This window comes from Bifidobacterium vansinderenii, assembly GCF_002234915.1.
Taxonomy (GTDB): domain Bacteria; phylum Actinomycetota; class Actinomycetes; order Actinomycetales; family Bifidobacteriaceae; genus Galliscardovia; species Galliscardovia vansinderenii.
The window spans coordinates 253,125-272,740 of sequence record NZ_NEWD01000004.1; the positions used below are offsets into that span (position 1 = coordinate 253,125).

Genomic DNA, 19,616 nt, shown 5'->3' on the forward strand with positions numbered 1-19,616 from the left:
AACTAGGTATCCGGTCATCGGGAATCAGTTTCTGGGCATAACCGGTACAGAAATACCCAGATCCCGGCCGGCAAACCGGTGGAACGGGATGGACCGGAACGGGGAATCCGTCGTAGGGTGGATTCGTGACACAATCCCATGCTTCGAACATCAAACCGATCACCGAGCGCGACGCGAACGTGCTCTACCAGCACGGCACGCTTGCCCAGCTCGTGCCCGGTCTTCTGGAAGGAACCACCACGATCGGTGAACTTCTCACGCACGGCGACACCGGCATCGGCACGGGCGAGGGACTGGACGGCGAACTGATCATCCTCGACGGCATCGCGTACAAGGTCGGTCCGAGTGGTGTGGCCGAAGTGGTGCCCGACGATTTCACCCTGCCGTTCGCCAGCGTGCATCGCGCCGCGTTCCAGTACCAGTGCCAGCGTTCTGACATCGGTCTGGAGGAGCTGAACAAGAAGATCGTGGCGGCCAACGGACGGGCGAACACGTTCTTCTCCGTGATCGTGCACGGCACGTTCAGTTTCATTAAGACGAGGGCCGTGATCAAGCAGCAGGCCCCCTACCCCACACTGGAGCAGGTGGCCGATCAGCAGGCCATGTTCCTCGGTCATGATGTGAAGGGCACGATGCTCGGCTATTTCTCGCCGCTCATGTTCAACGGGGCCGCCGTGGCTGGATTCCATGAGCATTTTCTGTCCGACGACCATACGATCGGCGGGCATGTGCTTGACGCCGTGCTGGAGCGCGGCGACATCCTTAGTCAGGTGTTCGACACGTTGGTGCAGCATCTGCCGGTGGACGACCCGGATTACCGCAGCCACGACTTTTCGAATGATCCGATCGCGGCGGCGCTGGCGAAGGCTGAACGGGAGCCACGGAAGGATTAAAACAAATACGCCGCGTTGCGTGATTCCTCGATGGGGAGGAGGTCACACAACGCGGCGTATTGACGGCAGGACCGGATGACAGCCGTGTTGACTGGTGGGATTCATCCGGTCAGTCGCATGGAATCACGTGGCCGGTAAGACCATGCGATCCGCTGAATCACTCACATGGTCTTGGTGAGGGCCACAAGGGCGATGCCGACGACCACGAACACCAGACCGATGCAGACGGAGATCTTCTCCTTGCGGGTCTTGCTTTCGTGGAGGAACACCATGCCACCGATGGTGGAGATGATGAGGCCCATCTGCGACATCGGGAAGCTGATGGCCACGCCAAGTCGGCTGTTGGAGATCATGAGAATGAGGTTGCCGATGGCCCACAGGATGCCCGGCAGCATGAGCACCAGGGTCTTCTTGGAGAACTTGCCCGGCTCGCGCGCGCCGATGACCAGTCCGCCGACGAACATGCCCACGGCCTGCGGCAGCATCGCGTCGAACGAGTTGATCGAGAACAGCTGAATGACCGAGACGTAGGCGATGAATCCCAGCGAGGAGATCGTGATGACCGTCAGACCAGTGATCATGTTGTTCGCCCGTTCGTCGCCGTCGCCACGTTCCACATACGACGTGAAGGCCACGCCGACGATGAACAGCGCGATCGCCAGGAAGCCCAGCACCTTGGCCTGCGTGGACGCCCAGTCGCCCAGGAACAGCACGCCGACCAGGCTGGTGCCGACCAGCTGCTCGCCGGTGGAGATCGGCATGGTGCTGGAGACGCCGATCTCCTTGAATCCGCAGATCTGTCCATAGTTGCCGATGGTCCAGAAGATGCCGGACAGGAAGCTGATCAGCACCGTGAGCGGCGTGTAGGTGTGCGGCACGAACGGGAAGGCGATCAGCGCGAACAGCAGGCATCCGATGGTGACGCCGAACGTCTGGTGCCGCGATGTACCGCCGATCACCGGCATGATCAGCGCGTAGATGCCCCACACCAGCGAGGGCATGGCGGCCAATACAAGATCCATGGTTGTGTTTCCTCTCCTTTTAGATCGTTCCAACGAGAGTCTAAAGGGGTGGGTGGAAGATGGAAGATTTTGGTCTCGAGAAATGGATAGAGAGATGGGCTTGCATGCCGATGGCGCCGTGAAACAGATTGGGAAGGAGCGTGTTTCACGTGAAACATGAGGATGGGGTGGCCCTGAAACTGTTACGACCCCCTTCAGACGGGTTGGGGAATGAGAGCCTAGGACCTTTTTGAGCACCTCCCCTCAGTCGGCTGCGCCGACAGCTCCCCTCCGGTGGGGAGGGGAGCCGAAGGAGACGAAAAAAGGGTCCCGGGAATCTTGGGATTCCTAGGACCCTGAGTTAGGTTGGATCGGTCAGCCGCATGACGAACCGATCAGATGCGGACTAGTCGCGCTGGGAGGCTTCCTCGACGGCCTTGAGGCCTTCGCGCTCCACGCGCTTGGCGTGGCCCTCGGCCTGCGAGACGCCGTAGTAGGCGGCGATGGCGATGTCCTTCATATCCTCGATCATCGGGATACGCGGGTTGGCCGGGGTGCACTGATCCTCGTAGGCGCGCATGCCGATCTGGTCGAGCACGCTCCAGAAGTACTCCTCGTCAACGCCGGTGGCCTTGAAGGAGCGGTCCATGCCCAGCTTGTTGTCGCGGTAGTCCTCGACGGCGCGGGCCAGGTTCTCGACGCCCTCCTCCGGGGTACGGCCGGGATCGACGCCAAGGTTCTTGGCGATCTCCTGGTAGCGCTCCGGGGCCACGTACTTGTTGTACTTCGGCCAGCTGGTCGGCTCGTCCGGGATCTGGCCGTTGTAGCGGATCACGTACGGCAGCAGGATGGAGTTGGTGCGACCGTGTGCGATGTGGCACAGGGCGCCGATGGTGTGCGCCATACCGTGGCACATGCCGAGGAACGCGGAGCCGAATGCCATGCCGGCCATGGTGGCGGCGTTGTGCATCTTCTCCTGGGCCAGCGGGTTGGCCGGGCCTTCCTTCACGGAGGTCTCCAGGTTCTCCCAGATCAGCTTGGCCGCGTGCAGCGCCATGCCGTCGGTGAAGTCGTTGGCGTACACGGAGACGTAAGCCTCGAAGGAGTGGGTCAGGGCGTCGAAGCCGGAGTCGGAGGCCAGCTTGCGCGGCTGGGTGCGGGCGAGCACCGGATCCACGATGGCCACGGACGGGGTCAGCGCGTAGTCGGTGATCGGGTACTTGTAGCCGGTCTTGTGATCGGTGATCACGGCGAACGGCGTGACCTCGGAACCGGTACCGGAGGAGGTCGGGATGCACACCAGGCGGGCCTTCTTGCCCAGCTCGGGCAGCTTGAACGCGCGCTTGCGGATATCGAAGAACTTCTCGCGGATGTCGGAGAATTCGATTTCCGGGTGCTCGTAGAGCAGCCACATGATCTTGGCGGCGTCCATCGGGGAACCACCACCGATGGCGATGATGGTGTCGGGCTGGAACTCGTCGCGCATCATGGCGGCGCCACGCTCGACGGTGTCGACGGAGGGCTCCGGCTCGACGTAGTCGATGATGCGGTAGTCGACGTGGTTCGGACGCAGACGCAGCTGCTGGATGGCCTTCTCCACCACGCCGAGGTCGAGCATGACCTTGTCGCAGACGATGACGACGCGGCTCACGCCGCCCATGTCGCGCAGGTACTTGATCGCGTTCGGCTCGAAGTAGGTCTTGGCCGGGATCTTGAACCACTGCATGTTGTTGTTCCTCCGAGCGACACGCTTGATGTTGATGAGGTTGACCGCCTGGACGTTGCCGGAGACGGAGTTTCCGCCGTAGGAGCCGCAGCCGAGGGTCAGCGACGGGGCGATGGCGTTGTAGATGTCGCCGATGCCGCCGAGGGAGCTCGGGGAGTTCCAGATGATGCGGCATGCGTGCATGCGGTTGCCGTACTCGCGGACCAGAGCCTCATCGTTGGTGTGGATGGCGGCGGTGTGGCCGGCACCGTGCAGGAGCATCTTCTCGCACATCTCGAAGGCCTCTTCCTTGTTGTCGGAACGCAGGAAGGCCTGAACGGGGGCGAGCTTCTCCATGGTCAGCGGCTCCATCTCGCCGACTTCCTTGCACTCGGCGGCGAGGATGGTGGCGTCCTCCGGGATCTCGAATCCGGCGGCGTGGGCGATGAACTGCGGGGACTTGCCCGGCACCACGGAGTTGAGCTTGGTCTTCTGGCCCTCGTACTCGTAGGCGGTGACGCCGAACATGTACTTCTCCAGCTTGGCCTTCTCCTCGGCGTTGACGAAGTAGGCCTTGCGGCGCTTCATCTCGGCGAGCAGCGGCTCGTACACGGACTTGTCGGCGATCACGGCCTGCTCGGTGGCGCAGATCATGCCGTAGTCGAAGTGCTTGGAAAGCACCAGGTCGTTGGCGGTGCGCACGATGTCGGCGTCCGGGGCGACGTAGGCCGGGGCATTGCCGGCGCCCACGCCGAGGGCGGGCTTGCCGGAGGTGTACGCCGCCTTGACCATGCCGGGGCCGCCGGTGGCGAGAATGGTGGCGATGCCGGGGTGCTTCATGAGCGCGCCGGTGGCCTCGATGGACGGGTGCTCGATCCACTGGATGCAGTCCTCGGGAGCACCGGCCGCGATGGCGGCGTCACGCACGATGCGGGCGGCCTCCACGGAGCTCTTCTGCGCACCGGGGTGGAAGCCGAAGACGATCGGGCAGCGGGTCTTCAGAGCGATGAGGGACTTGAAGATGGCGGTGGAGGTGGGGTTGGTGACCGGGGTGACGCCGGCGACCACGCCGACGGGCTCGGCGATCTCGGTGATGCCCTCGACGTCGTCCTCGTGGATGATGCCCACGGTGCGCTGACGGGCGAGGTGGTTGGTGACGTGCTCACAAGCGAAGATGTTCTTGGTGGCCTTGTCCTCCACCAGACCACGACCGGTCTCCTCTACGGCCATCTTGGCAAGCACCAGGTGCTTGTTCAGAGCGGCGATGGAGGCCTTGGCCACGATGTGATCGACCTGCTTCTGGTCGAGCTGCTCGAACTTGTCAAGCGCGACCAGCGCCTTCTTGACGAGGGCATCGACCTCCTGCTCGGCAGGGTTGATGTCAGTGACCTGGGCTGCGGCGGGAGCGGCTTCCGCCTTCTTGGATGCTGCCACGTGTCCTCCTTGATCGGGTATCCAAATAAATACGTGTCTGTGCGGTGGCACCCAATCGAGTCTCTGATCGTGTGCCGACGTGTGTACCTATCCAAAAAAGGGCGCAAAAGATCACAAAAATGATGTTCGTTTTGCGGACGTTTTCGGAATTCATCACACCGCGGGATGTGATGTACATCACGATAACACCTCCCTCGGCAACACGCCAACCGAAAACGCAAAGTTTTATAAAAGTATTTTCCAAAAGAGATGAAGTCTCCACGACCATTACTTGATATCGTTGCAATTCCAATGATCTTCAATAAGGGATCATTGTTGATCAATTGCCATCAACGAGCCGTTTGCCTGCGTGTCGTCACATACTCCCCCGGTGAAATCAAAACGGGGATAATTGAGGTATGGAAAAGACATCTTTGCATCGTTATGCCACACGACCTGGCATGTTTCTCACAGACGATGGAGGGGCAGACGCCGTGGTCTGGTCCGACACCGCCGATCAAGTGTGGCTCAGCGTGATCGAGTCCCTGGATCAGCCCAGTGACTTCTACAACGTCGCCACCGAGCTGCCCAAGAATTCGACCATGCCGTTCCACGAGCAGATCCGACAGTTCCCCATCTGCTCCCGCATTCTCGAGAAGCAGTACTGTCGCGAGACCCTGTTCCGCATGAAGGGCCCCAACTACGGCATGTGGTACGTGCATCTGCCCAAGGTGCGCAACGGCATGAGGTACGGCTACCGCGCCGACGGCGCATGGGATCCGCGCCGCGGCGTGCAGTTCAATCCATACAAGTTCCTGCTCGACCCTTACGCCAAGGGCATTGAAGGACATGTCGACATCGGCCCGGAGATCTTCCCCTACGAGTGCACGGTGACCAACGGACACGTCGACGGCGCATACGACGGGCCGCCAAGCCGACTCGACTCGCTCGGGCACATGCCCTGCTCAGTGGTCATTGACGACCGAGACACGCACAAGCACGAAGGCGATCCCGAGCATCCGCATGTGCCGTGGAGCAAGACCGTGATCTACGAACTGCACGTCAAGGGCTTCACCAAAAACGCGCCATGGATGGACGAGGAGCTTCGCGGCACCTACGCAGGACTCGCCCACCCCACCACCATCGCCTATCTGCAGAACCTCGGCATCACCTCGGTGGAGCTGCTGCCCATCTTCGCCAAGCAGACCGAGATCGGACTCGCCGAACGCGGGGCCGTCAACTACTGGGGATACTCCACACTCGGCTATTTCGCACCGGAACCTTCATACGCCACCAAGGCCGCGCAGCGCAAGGGACCGGCAGCGGTCCGCCAGGAAGTCATCGACATGGTGCGCGCGCTGCACGCCGGCGGCATCGAGGTGATCCTCGACGTGGTCTACAACCACACGTGCGAAGGCGCGCTCGACGGACCGTCATACAGCTGGCGCGGACTTGACGCCGTGAGCTACTACTGCCGCAGAGGCGACAACCCCGGCATGCTCGTCGACACCACCGGCTGCGGCAATACGCTCGACTTCACCAACACCCGTGTGATCAACTATGCGGTGGATTCGCTGCGATACTGGTCCAAGCGCATCGGCGTGGACGGATTCCGCTTCGATCTCGGCGCGTCACTGGCCCGTCTCGAAGGCTCGTTCAGCCGTCATCATCCGTTCCTCTACGCGCTGCGCAGCGACCTGATCCTCGGCAATCTCAAGATGATCATGGAGCCGTGGGACATCGGCGAAGGCGGCTGGCGCACCGGACAGTTCGGCGTGCCGTTCGCCGAATGGAACGATCGTTTCCGCGACTCCACACGACGATTCTGGCTCACCGACGTCGATAGCCTCTCCCGTGGGCACGGCAACGCCATCGGCATGCAGGAGATGGCCACCCGACTGTGCGGATCGGCCGATCTGTTCGCCACCGAACCCGGACGCGGCGCCATCGCGTCGATCAACTTCGTCTCCTGCCACGACGGATTCACCACCACCGACCTCACCCGCTACTCCACCAAGCACAACGAGGCGAACGGCGAAGACAACCGCGACGGCTCCAGCGTGAACCACTCGGTGAACTTCGGCGTGGAAGGCCCCAGCAACGACCCGGTCATCGAGGCCAAGCGCGAACGCGCGGCCATGAACCTGCTCGCCACCGTGCTCACCAGCCTCGGCACGCCCATGCTGCTCGCCGGCGACGAATTCCGCAACACCCAGCACGGCAACAACAACGCCTACTGCCAGGACAGCAACATCGGCTGGCTGAACTGGGACTGGCTGTTCTCCTCCAAGCGCACGCCGCAGCTCAAGCGCCTGGAGCTCACGCACGACCTGATAGCGCTGCGCAAGTCCATCGACCAGTACCATCACGAGGAGTTCTTCACCAGACTGTCCATGCTTGGCCTGCCCAAACCGTCGAGTCATGTGCAGTGGTTCCTGCCCGACGGCACCACGCCGATGGAACACGACTGGTTCAACAACACGCAGCGCAGCTTCACCATGCGTCTGGTCTCCGACGAGGTGCCGGACGTGGCCATCGTGATCAACGGCGTGGACGAGGAGACCGAGTTCACGCTGCCCGCCGACTGCGAATGGCGCATGATGTGGAGTTCCGGAGAGGTGGACGACACGTCGCCGATTCATCTGAGCGAGCACGACGGCGTGGATGAGGCATTCGACCAGTATTCGGCGCGCGCACGCAAGGCGTCGAAGGAGGACAACGACATCGTGACGTGGACACAGACCGTGCCGACCGAGGCCATCCAGCGTCTGGTGCAACAGCACAATGATCCGTTTGATGACGATGGTGACGGTGGCGCCGACGGTGGGGATATGTCCGATCATTCCGATGGTTCGATCAACGAACGGGTAAAGGATGCGGGACGACAGTCGCAGCGCGCTACCGTCAACGAATCCAATGACGGAGCCGGCGTCCCCGAGGCATCTAGCGTGCAGGAGCCCCAGCGCGAGAACGACCCGTGGCTGGTCACCGGTCTGTCGATCAGTCTGTTCCAGCAGATCGGCGCATAACGGAACGTCCCCGCAGACACGGGAAAACAGGGAAAGCCCCTGCCTCCACATGGGAGACAGGGGCTTTCCGTATGCTGTGCGCCGTGCACACCACCGAAGGCAGCATACACATGCAATACCGCAAGCTTTAGCGCTTGGAGTACTGCGGAGCGCGACGAGCCTTGTGCAGACCGGCCTTCTTGCGTTCCACCGCACGGGCGTCACGGGTCAGGAAGCCAGCCTTCTTCAGGGCGGCGCGGTTGGCGTCGCGGTCGATGGCGTTCAGAGCGCGGGCCACGCCGAGGCGGATGGCGCCGGCCTGGCCGGTGGTGCCGCCACCGTCAACGAGGACGATCACGTCGAACTTGCCCTCGAGCTTCAGCAGCACGATCGGAGAGTTGACCTCACGCTGCTGGATCTTGCCCGGGAAGTGCTCTTCCAGCGAGCGGCCGTTGATGGTCCACTTGCCGGTGCCGGGAACCAGACGCACGCGGGCGACGGCTTCCTTACGACGGCCGGTGCCGTAGCCCGGGGCGATCGTGGAAGTACCGGTGCCAGCGCCGGCGTTGGTCTCGGAAGTGTACTCGGTGAGCTCCGTCTCGGTCTCCTGGACCGCGGAAGTGTTTTCAGCCATAATCGGTTACTCCTTCTTTCGGTCCTAGATCACTTAGCCTGCTGAGAGACCTGGGAGATCTCGTACTGGACGGGCTGCTGGCCGGCGTGCGGGTGCTCCGGGCCGGTGTAGATGCGCAGACGATCGAGCTGCACCTTGGCGAGGCGGTTCTTCGGGAGCATGCCCTTGACCGCGGCCTTGATCATGCGAGCCGGATCCTTCTGCAGCAGCTCGCCGTAGGAATCGGCGCGCAGACCACCCGGGAAGCCGGAGTGGGTGTACAGGTTCTTGCCCAGCTTGTTGCCGGACAGGGCGATCTTCTCGGCGTTGACGATGACGACGAAGTTGCCGCCGTCAGCGTGCGGAGCGTACGTCGGCTTGTTCTTGCCGCGCAGCAGAGTAGCGGCGGTGGTCGCGAGACGGCCAAGCACCACGTCGGTGGCGTCGATGACGTACCACTCGTGAGTCAGATCGTTAGCCTTCGGAGTGAAAGTTTTCACGATATACCTTTTCTATCTATTGTGTTCCGGGCAGTCGTGGATTGGTCAGATCCGTCATGCCGCATTATCCGTGGGCTCCCTGAAAGTCCTAATGGCGAGTGGGACAGCGCTTTGAAGGACCCCTGGGAAACACAACAATCAATTAGCATACCGCGTTTTTCGCGTTCGTCAAAATAAGCGCAAGATCACGACACGCCGGTGATTTCGGCGTAAAGTCGCTCCAGACGGCTCTCGCGCACGGCCTTGCCGAGCTCGCATTCCCACACCACGATCACACGCCATCCCATGGCCTCGAGCTCGGCGTGCTGACGACGGTCGCGCTCACGGTTGCGGGTGAGCTTCGCCGTCCAGAATTCCACGTTCGACTTGGGCATCGTATGTTTTGAACAGCCTTCGTGCATATGCCAGAAGCAGCCGTTGACGAACACTACGGCGTGCCATTTCGGCAGGACGACGTCGGGATGGCCGGGATAGCGCTTGTCGTTCTTGCGGAATCGCAGACCTCGGGAGAACAGATACCGGCGGACCATCACCTCGATCGACGTGTCCTTGCCGCGAATGTGCGACATCGTGTAACTGCGGGTGCCGCGTTCGTATTTCTCGGGACGGCCGTCCGCACGCCTTTTCACGTGTTTCGTTGCATGTTTCTCCGCACGCTTCGATTTGTGTTTTGCCCGAACGGACGAAGGCGGAGACCCGGCCTGTGCGGCCTTGCGGGTCCCCGCCTTCATCGATCGAACGGAGTCTGTGGAGCTCACTTCTCGCCGCGCATCACGGCCGCGAGGGACTGCACGCGCTCGTTGGAGAACAGGTTCTCCACACCCACCACGTGACCGTCGCCGTCGGCGAGCGGAATGCGCCAGTTCGGATACTCGTTGTTCGTACCCGGCTGGTTCTGCGTGCGCTTCTCCCCCACACCGTCGGTGATGGTGGCGCACAGCAGCTTCGACGGGGCCGCGCACAGCGCACGGTGCATGCCTTCGATGAGATCCTGCTCGTGTTCGGCCTCGTTGTTCAGCCAGCCGCGCTTGATGAAGCCGCCGTCGGCGAGCATGGACAGCAGCGCATCGTGCTCGCGCTTGGCGTCGGCCATGAACTCCTCCTCGCTGCCGGTGAGCAGATGCAGCTGGCTGCGCAGCTTCACATGCTCATAGGTGAGGTAGCCAGCGGTGGGCGGAATGTCGTGCGTGGTCACCGAGGCAAGGGTGAGCGGACGCCAATCCTGCGGCCTGCGGAACTTGCCATCGCGCTGCTCGAACCATTCGATGGCGCAGCCGAGCAGACCGTGTTCGGCCAGCGAGTGGGCCATGTACTCGGGCACCACGCCAAGGTCCTCGCCCACCACGACGCCATGGGCGCGCGTGGCCTCGAGGGCGAGAATGCCCAGCATGACCGCGGAGTCGTAGTACACGTAGGCGCCCTTCTTGGCGCTGCGTCCCTCGGGGATCCACCACAGACGGAACAGACCGATGGCGTGGTCGATGCGCACCGCGCCGGCGTGGGCGAACATGCCGGCCACGATGTCGCGGTAGGCCTTGTAGCCGGTGGCCGCAAGATAGTTCGGGTTGAGCGGCGGCTGGCTCCAGTTCTGACCCTGCTGGTTGTAGAAGTCCGGCGGGGCGCCCACGGTGGCGCCGTAGGCGAAGCGCTCGGGGTTCCACCACACGTCGGAGCCGTACGGATGCACGCCCACTGCCATGTCGCTCATCAGGCCGATCGCCATGTTCGCGTCCTGGGCGGTCTGCTGGGCGTCGGCCAGCTGTTCATCGGCGATCCATTCGAGCCAGCGATAGAAGTCCAGCGTATCGGGGTACTGGCTGCGCAGCTGGGCCACCTCGGGAGAATTGCGGTTGAAGGTCTTCACCCACGATCCGGGCTCGCCGGTGGGGGCGCCCCACTTGTCGTAGGCCAAGCACCAGGTGGCGTAACCCTCGAGGTCCTCGCCGGCCTGGGCCTTGAACGCGTCGAACTCCTTCTGACGTTCGGGCGTGCGACCGGCCTTGAAGATCGTCCACAGGGCCGGCATCTTGGCGTTCCACATGGCGTCGCGATCGATCTTCTCGGCGTTCTCGTTCAACGCGCCGACCGTCTCATGCAGACGATCGATCTCGGACTTTGCCTCGTCGGACAGCTCCGAATACTCGGGAACGCTCTGCGGGTTGATGTACGTGAAATTGACGAACCTGCGCGAGATCGGCAGGTACGGCGACGGCGTCAGCGGCGTGCACGGCTCGCCGGCGTGCACCGGATTGATAAGCATGAAGTCGGCGCCGGTCTTCTCCTTGGCGTCGCGCAGCATGGTCTTGAGGTCGGCGAAATCACCGACGCCCCACGAGTCCTGCGAGCGCACGGAGTAGAACTGGGCCATCCAACCCCACAGGTGACCGTTCTTCATCGGGTCGAGCAGGTCGATCTTCGCCGGGGCACTGATCAGCGTCGCCTCTTCGGTGCGATTGCCCACCGTGACGATCAGCTTGTGGTATCCGAGCGGCACGCCCGCCGGGATCACCAGTGCGGAATTGACGATGAACTTGTCTCCGATCGCCTTGGCCATGGCGCCGTCGCCGGCCACGCACTTGATCGGTTCGGAGTATTCGGTGCCGTCCTCGAGAATGAGCTTGGCCGACGGAACGTCGAACACCTCGTTGTTGACCTTGACCTTGCTTTCCTGACCGGCGATGTGCAGCAACGTTGCCGGCACAAGACGGCTGTAGCGCTCGGCGTCGGCCTTGCGCAGGGAATCGAGGATGGCCTCGTTGTTCGAAGCGTCAACGCCGAGACTGCGCAGCACATCGACCAGGACGTCATCGTCGATCTCGACGTATTCACCTTGCTGGCCGACGTAGAACGTGGCCACACCCTTCATCTTCGCCAACTGAATCAGCGGGCGCGACAGGCGTTCTTTGGTTTCTTCTCGCTGTTCCATAGTTTCAGCTTAACCCTGAAACGCCGGTTACATCGTTTGACATTCCGTTTTTACCCTATCGAAACGGCTTTTTTACTGTATGCCGCCGTTTTACCGTGCGGTGTCGTTTTACTGTGCGGTGCCGTTGCGACGTTCCACGGCGTGACGGACCTCGTCGGAGGGATCGTCCGCCAGACGGGCGAGCGTATCGGCGCTCGTGTTGGGGTTGAGGGCCACGGCCCGACGGATCATCGACGTGAGCACGGCCGGTCCGGGCATATCGTCGTCCGCGCCGAAGCGAGAAAGGTAGTCGAGGATATCTGCGCTGTTGCGCGGATCCTCCGCGCCTTCCATGCGCATCTTCCACGACGTGTTCGGGTTGCGCAACGCGACCTCGCGGATCTCGTCGACGTCATCCTTGGTCAGGCGTCCGACCAGCCAGTTCTTGTCCGCCGTGTTCTTGGCCACGGCCTCGCGCACGGACGGATCGGGATCCACGCTGAGCTTGACCAGCACGTTCGGGAACGGCATGGTCTCGGCGAGGAACACACGGTCCGACACATCGGTGTGCAGGTTGCCGGCCACGGCCTCGAGCAGTGCGGTGGCGCGGGAGAACGCCGCGGCGTCGGAGCGGTCGGGCAGTGGACGGCGGGCGAATTCGCCGAGCTCCTTCGGATCTTCGGAGTGACGGAGACGTTCGTAGGTGACGGTGAGCGGCTCGTGCTCGGTAGGGTCGGCGTGGGATTCGTTCCCAGACTGTGCGTGTTCAGACTGTGCGGGCTGCGGGGTTTCTTCGGTCATGGGCATCCAGCTTAGCCGCGGTCCGCGATGGGCCGGTTGAAGCTGCCGCGGCGCTCCACCAGCACCGTGGCGTTGAACGTCTCCACCACGCGCGCCTCGAACTCGTCGGCCGACGGCTGGGGCACGGAGACCAGCATGGTCACGCAGTCGGTGAACTCCTCGTCGTCCACCGTGCCGTCGAGCTGGGAGACAAGCTGGCGCATCATGGCCAGCTGCGGGTATTCCACCACCGTCTCGTACTGCACGCACGGGATGATGTTCGCTCCCTGTGCGGCCTTCACCGCCAGCGACGCGGCCGACGAATACGCACGGATCAGTCCTCCGGATCCAAGCAGGATGCCGCCGAAGTATCGGGTCACGCACACCACGCAGTCGGTCAGCCCTCCCTGACGCAGCACGTCGAGGATGGGCTTGCCCGCGGTGCCGCTCGGCTCGCCGTCGTCGCTCATCCGCTCCCCCAGCCGGCCGTCGGAGCCACCCCACATGGCGGCGAACGCCACATGACGGGCCTTGGGGTGCTGGTCACGGATCGTCTGCACGAACGCAAGCGCCTCGTCCTGCGAATCGATGTGGCAGGCATCGCCGATGAATTCGGACTTCTTCTCCACCAGCGAGTCGTGCGCCGGCGAATCGGGGGTGTTGAGGATCGTACGCATAGGTAGGCTTTCGGGGTAGAACTGGACGGATTATACGGCAGGGCCGGGCGGATCGTCGCTGCCGGGCGGACGTTTCTGCCGGGCTGGGTTCTCGTCGTGCGAGGCGGGGTTCGTCGTGCGGCTCAGACGGCGTTGTACGATTCGCCGTCGAGGAATGCGATGACGGATCGGATGTTCTGCCGCACGATGCCGTCAAGAGCCTTGCCGCTGCGCCACGCCACATGCGGAGTGAGCACGGTGTTGGGGCAGTCGCGCAGGGGCGCGTCGTCGGGCAGCGGTTCGGGGGCGAAAACATCGAGTCCGGCGAAGACGTCGCCTCTGCGCAGTCGCTGTTCGAGAGCGCCAGGTTCCACGAGTTCCGCGCGGGCCGTGTTGAGAAAGATGCTGCCCGGGCGAAGCAGGCCGAGATGATGCGCGGTGATGATGCCTCGCGTAGCGTCGTTGAGGGCCAGATGGGGGCTGACCACGTCTGCCGTGGAGAATACGTCGTCGATGCTCGATGCGCGCCGAGCGTTGAGCTTCCGCAGGGCATCGTCGTCGGGGTGGCGCGCCCAGACGGTCAGGTTCATGCCGAGACCGTGGGCGAGCTCCGCCACGCGGCGTCCGATGCCGCCGAATCCGATGATGCCCATGGTCAGTCCGCCGATTTCGGTGATGTCGGATCCCGGCCAGCCTTCGGCGCGGGTGCGTACGTCGAGCCGTCCGGCCTTATGGGTGATTTCGAACAGCAGGGCGATCGTGTGTTCGGCCACGGCGTTGTCACCGTAATGCACGGCGTTGCACACCATGATGTCGAGATCGTGCGCATGGTCGACGCCGACGAAATTGGCGATGCCGGTGCCGCCGAATGTGATGCATCGCATGGTCGGGGCGAGATCGTCGAGCATGTCGTCGGTGAAATGGATGCCGGTGGTCATGGCCACGTTCGCGCCGTCAAGACGCCGCATGATCTCGTCACGATCGAGGGTCATGTCGGTATGCATGCGCACACGCGCCTTGGCGGCGATCTCGTCCAGACCTCGTTCGAGATAGGGCACCATGGACGGGAAGCAGGCGGGGATCACCACCAGAGGCAGATCGGTACGTTCCATGTTCCGTTCGATGATCATCGTCTCCCCTTTTCCATGTGCCTTTTCGCGCGACTTGCAACCGTCGCCGGTCCACTGTCGACCCGCTGCCAGTGTATCGCCGGCGCGTCCGTCAGGACATCCGGGTTCCTGTTCGTGTATATTACGCAGATACTTGGGGAAAACTACGCGGGCTTGCAAAGCGGTCGATCGGACGTGTACGGACGACACGCCCACGACACGACGGTATCCAAAATTGTTTGCCATATCGTCAACTGATTATCCCCTGACGGACATGTTCGTTTCAAAAATCATGTGAGCAATAACATCCGCTTGATGCCGACGAATCGATTGATCAATAAAATGTGCGACTTCGTTCGATTGTGTTCTCTTGAATGAATCAGCGGACTCGGGCATGACATACGTGCAAGAATCACGTCCACATGACGGCGCGAAAACGAGATATTGTGAGACGCGGAGACGGGCGGACAACGGCGTACCTCCGTCCCCGCTCATTCGAGCGGCTTTCGCATACGTCGTCATTCACACCTGCATCCCTGAACGCGATTTACTGTCTTGTCGACACACGGTCGGCACAAGTTTGGGCGCACGGCCGGCGCAAGATTCGACACACGGCCGGCACATGCTTGACGCACGTTTTGGCGCACGGCTGGCGCACACTTGGCACACGGCCGGCGCACGGCTCCGTAACGCCGCTTCGTCACCCGACACCACCGCAGACATGCCAGATTTCGCAAAATCAGCAGGTCGTGGTACAGTATTGATCTGTTGCGCTCAAACGACGCAACACGGAGTGATGCCTGAGCGGCCGAAAGGGGCACCCTGCTAAGGTGTTAACTGCGCAAGCGGTTCGGGGGTTCGAATCCCCCTCACTCCGCAAGCAGCTCCCGGAAGAAATTCCGGGAGCCTTTTGTTTTCAACGAAAAGCCAGTGTTTTCAAGCTCTCATACGACATTTCTCCATCGGTAGACCTGTCCAGTAATATCCAGAGAAAACCCGTTATAATCCATTCCTAACAGGGGAACAAACAGGGGAAGAAAACCACCCCGCCACGGTTCCCCCATACGACGGGAGAGCCATGGCACGGACGCGGCGCAGCTTCGGCGCAATACGCACAGTCACCAAAAAAGGACGCCAGTACCTGGAAGGATCCTACCCCACCCCGCCAGACGCGCTCGCCGGCGACCACTCACTGCCGAAACGCATCACCAAGACCGTCGCGCCGGACCGCTCCGGAGAACTCGAGGAATGGCTCCGACAGGCGCAACTGTCCATCGAACTCGGCACATGGGAATCCCCCGCCAAGAAGAAAATCCAGCGACAGCGCGACTCCATCACGTTCCACGACTATGCGGAACGGTGGATCGACGAACGCCTCAAGGCCGACGGATCCCCCATCGCCGAAACCACCAAGAACAAGTACCGCGAACACCTCCGAATCCACCTCGACCCCACGTTCGGCAACAAGCCCATGACCTCGATCAGCGTCACCGACGTGGAAAACTGGTACCGAACATTCCCCATCGGAGAGGACGGGACCAACACCACCGCACGACGACGCGCATACGCCACCCTGCACGCGATCCTGCGCACCGCCTCCGAACAGCCCATCAACCCACAGGGAGACACGCTCCTCGACCGCAACCCGGCACGACTCCGCCCCAAAAACCCCAAGCGCCGCCGCGAACCCAAGGTACTGGAGCCCGAAACCATCCACGCCATCGCAGACATGATGCCCGAACGGCTCGCCCTCGCCGTGGAGATCGCCGGACAACTCGACCCCAGAGAGGGAGAGATCTGCGGACTGCAACGACAGGACATCGACCTCGAAAACCACGTCCTGCACATCCGCCGCGCCGTCAAGCAGGTCTACGACAGGCCCGGCTCCCCCAGACGACTCATCGTCGGCGACCCCAAAAGCGAACAGGGCAAACGGGACATCCCCATATTCGACAACCTCATCGAACCACTGGAACGGCACCTGCGCCGCTTCGTCGGCCCCAAACCCGACGACTTCATCTTCACCCCGCAGCGAGGCGGCGGCATACTCTCCCCGCAGAGTCTGCGCAACGTGTTCGGCAAGGCCGTCAGAAAAGCCAAGCAGGACGACATCACATTCCACGACCTACGGCACACGGCCCTCACCCGCATGGCCGAACACGGCGCCAGCCCCGGAGAACTCATGGCATGGGGCGGCCACGCCGACATCAAGACCGTCAGCATCTACCAGCAGCACTCCGCCAGCCACGCCAAACAGGTCGTCCAACGCGTCGACCGGACCATCACGGCCAGCCTCGACGAAAGCGCCGCGGACAACATGGTCAACCCTGCCAATACCGACGCGGATCCGATCATCACGGCGCTCGCCGGCATGGACGATGAGGCCCGGACGCTTGTGCTCAAGTCCATGCCGGCCGAACAGGCTGTGGGCCTCATCACGCGTCTGCCGCGCGAGCTGCAGGTGCGGGCCATGACGGCGCTGCTTTCATAGAGTGACGGGATGGGCCGGCGCCCACCCCGTCATTTTCGGGGACGTCCTCCGTGTCCGGGACGAGCGGCGTTCCATTCGTCGATGGTGGATGGGAGCCAGCCGCGCGCCCGGCCGACCATGGCGTCGGGTTCGGGCAGCCGGTAGCGGGCGAGGGCTCCCTTGGTAATGCCGAGTCTTTCCGCCACCTCGGTCAGGCTGAGGTAGCGGATCATTTCGCCCATCCGGCGGCGATGCACATGATGCCGGCGGCGAGGCCGAACAGTCCGGCGGGGAGAGGCCAGTCGGCGGCGCCCATGGCGAGGCCTGCGACGCCGAAGGCCAGTCCGGCGAGGGCGAGCAGTTTTCTGGTGGTCATGATGTGTCCGGGTGGAGTATTCTGGAGGTACGGGGTTCTGGCTACTAGGTCTAGCCGGAACCCCTTGTTTACTTCTTGTGCTTCGGTTTCTCGTCGCGCTTGGTGGCGATGACGATGATGGCCGAGGCTATGGCGATCGTGTCGGCGATGATGCCGAGCACGAGGGCGATGGTCTCCAGTGTCTCCATCCGGTTCCTCCTTTCTCTTGGTGTTTTCCTTACATTTATATAATAACAAAGTATGTATATTTACGCAAATCAGAAACAAAGGGAATCCAATCCGGCGTGTTCCGGGTAAGATTAAAGGGCATTCCCCGCAGAACAACACGTATGGCAACCCTCGGATACGTCATACCCAAACCAGAAAAAGAGACCTTAAATTAAGGGGACGCCATGAAGACAACGACAACGGCAACGGCAAAGCGCATGCCCGCCTACACCCCGCCGGCCAACGACCGGACTCCGACCAAGACCGAGGACAAATGGGCACGCCTCCACAGAGCCGCCAAGAACAAGGCATCGAGACTGGGCCGAAAGGGCCTCGCCGCATGAGATTGGCAATGGTCGAGAGCCGTCTCTGCAACAGCGACGACCAGCATGCGCTCCGGCGATTCCAGTGCACGGAACCGGGATCGCCGGAGTATGCGATGGAGGTCCAGCGATACATTCGCGACATCGACGTCCGGGAAACCCCGGACTGGTGCACGCGAATGGTCCTCGACATCGAGGGAACCTCCAGCATCCTGGCATTCTGCGAATTCGGCGTCGTCATCGAAACGACCCCGGAGCAGGAGGGCGCCTACGCCATCTCCTACATCGCGCGAGAACTCTCCACGCGGGGCAGGGGCCTCGGCTCGCTGATGCTGGAGGCGGCACTAAGATACATGGCGAACGATGCCGCCTCCTACGATCGCACCCCATATGTCATGACCCAGATCGCCCCGGCGAACACGGCAAGCATCAAACTGTTTTCCGATCACGGTTTCGTCAACGAGGGCACCGATCCGGACGATCCCGATTACGAGATCTGGTCAAAGGAATTCACCCCGGAGAAAACCTCAAGACTGCGACTATACCATTCCATGGTCTTCAACGACTGAGAAAAAAGGCCCCGACGCCCGATATCGAACGCCGGGGCCTTTTTCATGCCACGGTACCCTGATCATGGAGATACCGCTGATAGCAGCGGACCATACGTACCGTGACGCCAAGCTCGCACGCGATAGCGTAGACATCCTCGTCATACACGCGCTCAGCCATCCGATACGATTCCCGATCGATCAGCCTCAGCATGCTTTCCCGTCGCGCTCGCCGCTCCAACATTCCGGACGACAGCGGATTGCACGAACGATCGTGATACCGCGCGTGCACCAGCTCATGCGCCAGAGTGCACAGCCTCTGATGATCCAGCAGCGTTTCATCCAGCACTATCAGCCGATAGTCATCGACATACGCACCGCACCAGTGCTCCGGAAGCCTGCGCTCGCGAATGCGCACGCCGAGCATTTCGGCCTCCCGGTAGAGATCATCGATCGTTATGGACGCCATTCAAACCTCACTGTCGTCCGGATTGTCCGTCGCTCTCCCCGCCCCATGTCAGGACAGCGGATACTCCCAGGTGTCGTCGTATACGAGATATCCGTCGGTGGTGGGCAGGTCGAAGAGGACCTTGCCCTGAGCCTTCACCCCGGCGCCGATCGATCCGGGGAGCTGTTCCTCCTGAGGCATGCAGACGGTCTCGGCTTCGGGAATGCCGTTCCACATGGTGCCGTCCTTCTGAATGTATTTCCATCCGCCCATGGCGCCGAGATAGAGGCTTGACTGCGTGAATTCCGGCTGGGTCTGCACGTCGAAGTTAACGGCGACATAGTGGCCGTTGTGCGATTGCTCGGAGTAGTCGGCAGTGCACTGGTAGTCGATGGTGATGTCGGTCGCGGTCCATTCGGCCAGCGGCTCGGTGGAGGATTGCGACTTGGTGTACATGGCGGTGTCGCCGATGTGCTTGACGAGGTGGCCGCGCTCGTTCTTTTCCGCGGTCTTGGTGGGGGTGGCGGTGGTCGGCGTCTTCGTCGGAGTCGGCTCCTCGGACGCGGTGGTGCTGCCGCATGCCGCGAGCCCGATCAGCATTGCCGCGCTCGCGATGATGGCGATGGTCTTCTTCATTGAATTCCCTTTCTCTGTATTCTAT

General features: G+C 62.1%; 18 protein-coding genes and 1 tRNA gene. 6 read left to right on the top strand and 13 right to left on the bottom strand.

Annotated features, from left to right (window positions below):
- The first annotated feature begins 125 nt into the window (after window positions 1-125).
- The gene (gene budA, locus Tam10B_RS02170) at window positions 126-893 is read left to right on the top strand and encodes an acetolactate decarboxylase (RefSeq protein WP_093959622.1); all 768 of its coding nucleotides are present in this window, start codon (window positions 126-128) and stop codon (window positions 891-893) included.
- 161 nt (window positions 894-1,054) lie between these two features.
- Here budA and Tam10B_RS02175 read toward each other — a convergent pair whose 3' ends face one another.
- A complete protein-coding gene (locus Tam10B_RS02175) occupies window positions 1,055-1,915 on the bottom strand; it encodes a GRP family sugar transporter (RefSeq protein WP_093959623.1) in 861 nt (286 codons plus the stop codon).
- Window positions 1,916-2,300: 385 nt separating this feature from the next.
- Window positions 2,301-4,979 (bottom strand): bifunctional acetaldehyde-CoA/alcohol dehydrogenase, encoded by a 2,679-nt coding sequence (adhE, locus tag Tam10B_RS02180; protein WP_233133547.1) that lies wholly within the window; start codon window positions 4,977-4,979, stop codon window positions 2,301-2,303.
- A gap of 452 nt (window positions 4,980-5,431) precedes the next feature.
- Here adhE and glgX point away from each other — a divergent pair, with 452 nt between their 5' ends.
- Window positions 5,432-8,041, top strand: coding sequence for a glycogen debranching protein GlgX (gene glgX / locus Tam10B_RS02185; protein ID WP_093959625.1), 2,610 nt, complete (start codon window positions 5,432-5,434; stop codon window positions 8,039-8,041).
- A gap of 127 nt (window positions 8,042-8,168) precedes the next feature.
- Here the strand turns inward: glgX and rpsI are convergent, their stop codons facing one another.
- From rpsI to Tam10B_RS02220, 7 genes are all read right to left on the bottom strand, one after another.
- On the bottom strand, window positions 8,169-8,654 hold the full coding sequence (gene rpsI / locus Tam10B_RS02190) for a 30S ribosomal protein S9 (protein WP_093959626.1): 486 nt from the start codon (window positions 8,652-8,654) through the stop codon (window positions 8,169-8,171).
- A gap of 29 nt (window positions 8,655-8,683) precedes the next feature.
- Complete coding sequence (rplM, locus tag Tam10B_RS02195) at window positions 8,684-9,133, bottom strand: 50S ribosomal protein L13 (protein ID WP_093959627.1); 450 nt, start codon at window positions 9,131-9,133, stop codon at window positions 8,684-8,686.
- Window positions 9,134-9,318: 185 nt separating this feature from the next.
- Entirely contained in the window at window positions 9,319-9,762 is a 444-nt protein-coding gene (locus tag Tam10B_RS02200) for a very short patch repair endonuclease (protein ID WP_269843559.1), read from the bottom strand.
- A 125-nt stretch (window positions 9,763-9,887) separates the two neighbouring features.
- On the bottom strand, window positions 9,888-12,059 hold the full coding sequence (gene malQ / locus Tam10B_RS02205) for a 4-alpha-glucanotransferase (protein ID WP_093959629.1): 2,172 nt from the start codon (window positions 12,057-12,059) through the stop codon (window positions 9,888-9,890).
- Window positions 12,060-12,167: 108 nt separating this feature from the next.
- The gene (locus Tam10B_RS02210; RefSeq protein ID WP_093959630.1) at window positions 12,168-12,845 is read right to left on the bottom strand and encodes an AbrB family transcriptional regulator; all 678 of its coding nucleotides are present in this window, start codon (window positions 12,843-12,845) and stop codon (window positions 12,168-12,170) included.
- Between the two features lie 5 nt (window positions 12,846-12,850).
- Entirely contained in the window at window positions 12,851-13,495 is a 645-nt protein-coding gene (locus Tam10B_RS02215) for an IMPACT family protein (RefSeq protein WP_093959631.1), read from the bottom strand.
- A 122-nt stretch (window positions 13,496-13,617) separates the two neighbouring features.
- On the bottom strand, window positions 13,618-14,604 hold the full coding sequence (locus Tam10B_RS02220; protein ID WP_158214096.1) for an NAD(P)-dependent oxidoreductase: 987 nt from the start codon (window positions 14,602-14,604) through the stop codon (window positions 13,618-13,620).
- A 769-nt stretch (window positions 14,605-15,373) separates the two neighbouring features.
- Between Tam10B_RS02220 and Tam10B_RS02225 the strand changes: the two genes are divergently transcribed.
- Window positions 15,374-15,460 (top strand) — tRNA-Ser (locus Tam10B_RS02225).
- Window positions 15,461-15,661: 201 nt separating this feature from the next.
- Window positions 15,662-17,074 (top strand): tyrosine-type recombinase/integrase, encoded by a 1,413-nt coding sequence (locus Tam10B_RS02230; RefSeq protein ID WP_093959633.1) that lies wholly within the window; start codon window positions 15,662-15,664, stop codon window positions 17,072-17,074.
- A 29-nt stretch (window positions 17,075-17,103) separates the two neighbouring features.
- On the opposite strand, the gene Tam10B_RS02235 is transcribed toward Tam10B_RS02230, so the two are convergent.
- Entirely contained in the window at window positions 17,104-17,286 is a 183-nt protein-coding gene (locus Tam10B_RS02235; protein WP_408606622.1) for a helix-turn-helix transcriptional regulator, read from the bottom strand.
- Window positions 17,283-17,429 carry a hypothetical protein gene (locus Tam10B_RS13160; RefSeq protein ID WP_158214097.1) on the bottom strand — a complete coding sequence of 49 codons (147 nt, stop codon included), beginning with the start codon at window positions 17,427-17,429 and terminating at the stop codon, window positions 17,283-17,285. Before Tam10B_RS13160 ends, Tam10B_RS02235 begins: the two co-directional genes overlap by 4 nt.
- A 392-nt stretch (window positions 17,430-17,821) precedes the next feature.
- Between Tam10B_RS13160 and Tam10B_RS13165 the strand changes: the two genes are divergently transcribed.
- Both Tam10B_RS13165 and Tam10B_RS02240 read left to right on the top strand, forming a co-directional pair.
- Window positions 17,822-17,980, top strand: a complete 159-nt coding sequence (locus Tam10B_RS13165) for a hypothetical protein (protein WP_158214098.1) — start codon at window positions 17,822-17,824, stop codon at window positions 17,978-17,980.
- Entirely contained in the window at window positions 17,977-18,528 is a 552-nt protein-coding gene (locus Tam10B_RS02240) for a GNAT family N-acetyltransferase (protein WP_233133542.1), read from the top strand. Before Tam10B_RS13165 ends, Tam10B_RS02240 begins: the two co-directional genes overlap by 4 nt.
- Before the next feature lie 43 nt (window positions 18,529-18,571).
- On the opposite strand, the gene Tam10B_RS02245 is transcribed toward Tam10B_RS02240, so the two are convergent.
- Together Tam10B_RS02245 and Tam10B_RS02250 are read right to left on the bottom strand one after the other, a co-directional pair.
- A complete protein-coding gene (locus Tam10B_RS02245) occupies window positions 18,572-18,976 on the bottom strand; it encodes an ImmA/IrrE family metallo-endopeptidase (RefSeq protein WP_093959635.1) in 405 nt (134 codons plus the stop codon).
- A gap of 48 nt (window positions 18,977-19,024) precedes the next feature.
- Window positions 19,025-19,591 (bottom strand): hypothetical protein, encoded by a 567-nt coding sequence (locus tag Tam10B_RS02250; protein ID WP_093959636.1) that lies wholly within the window; start codon window positions 19,589-19,591, stop codon window positions 19,025-19,027.
- Window positions 19,592-19,616: the final 25 nt, after the last annotated feature.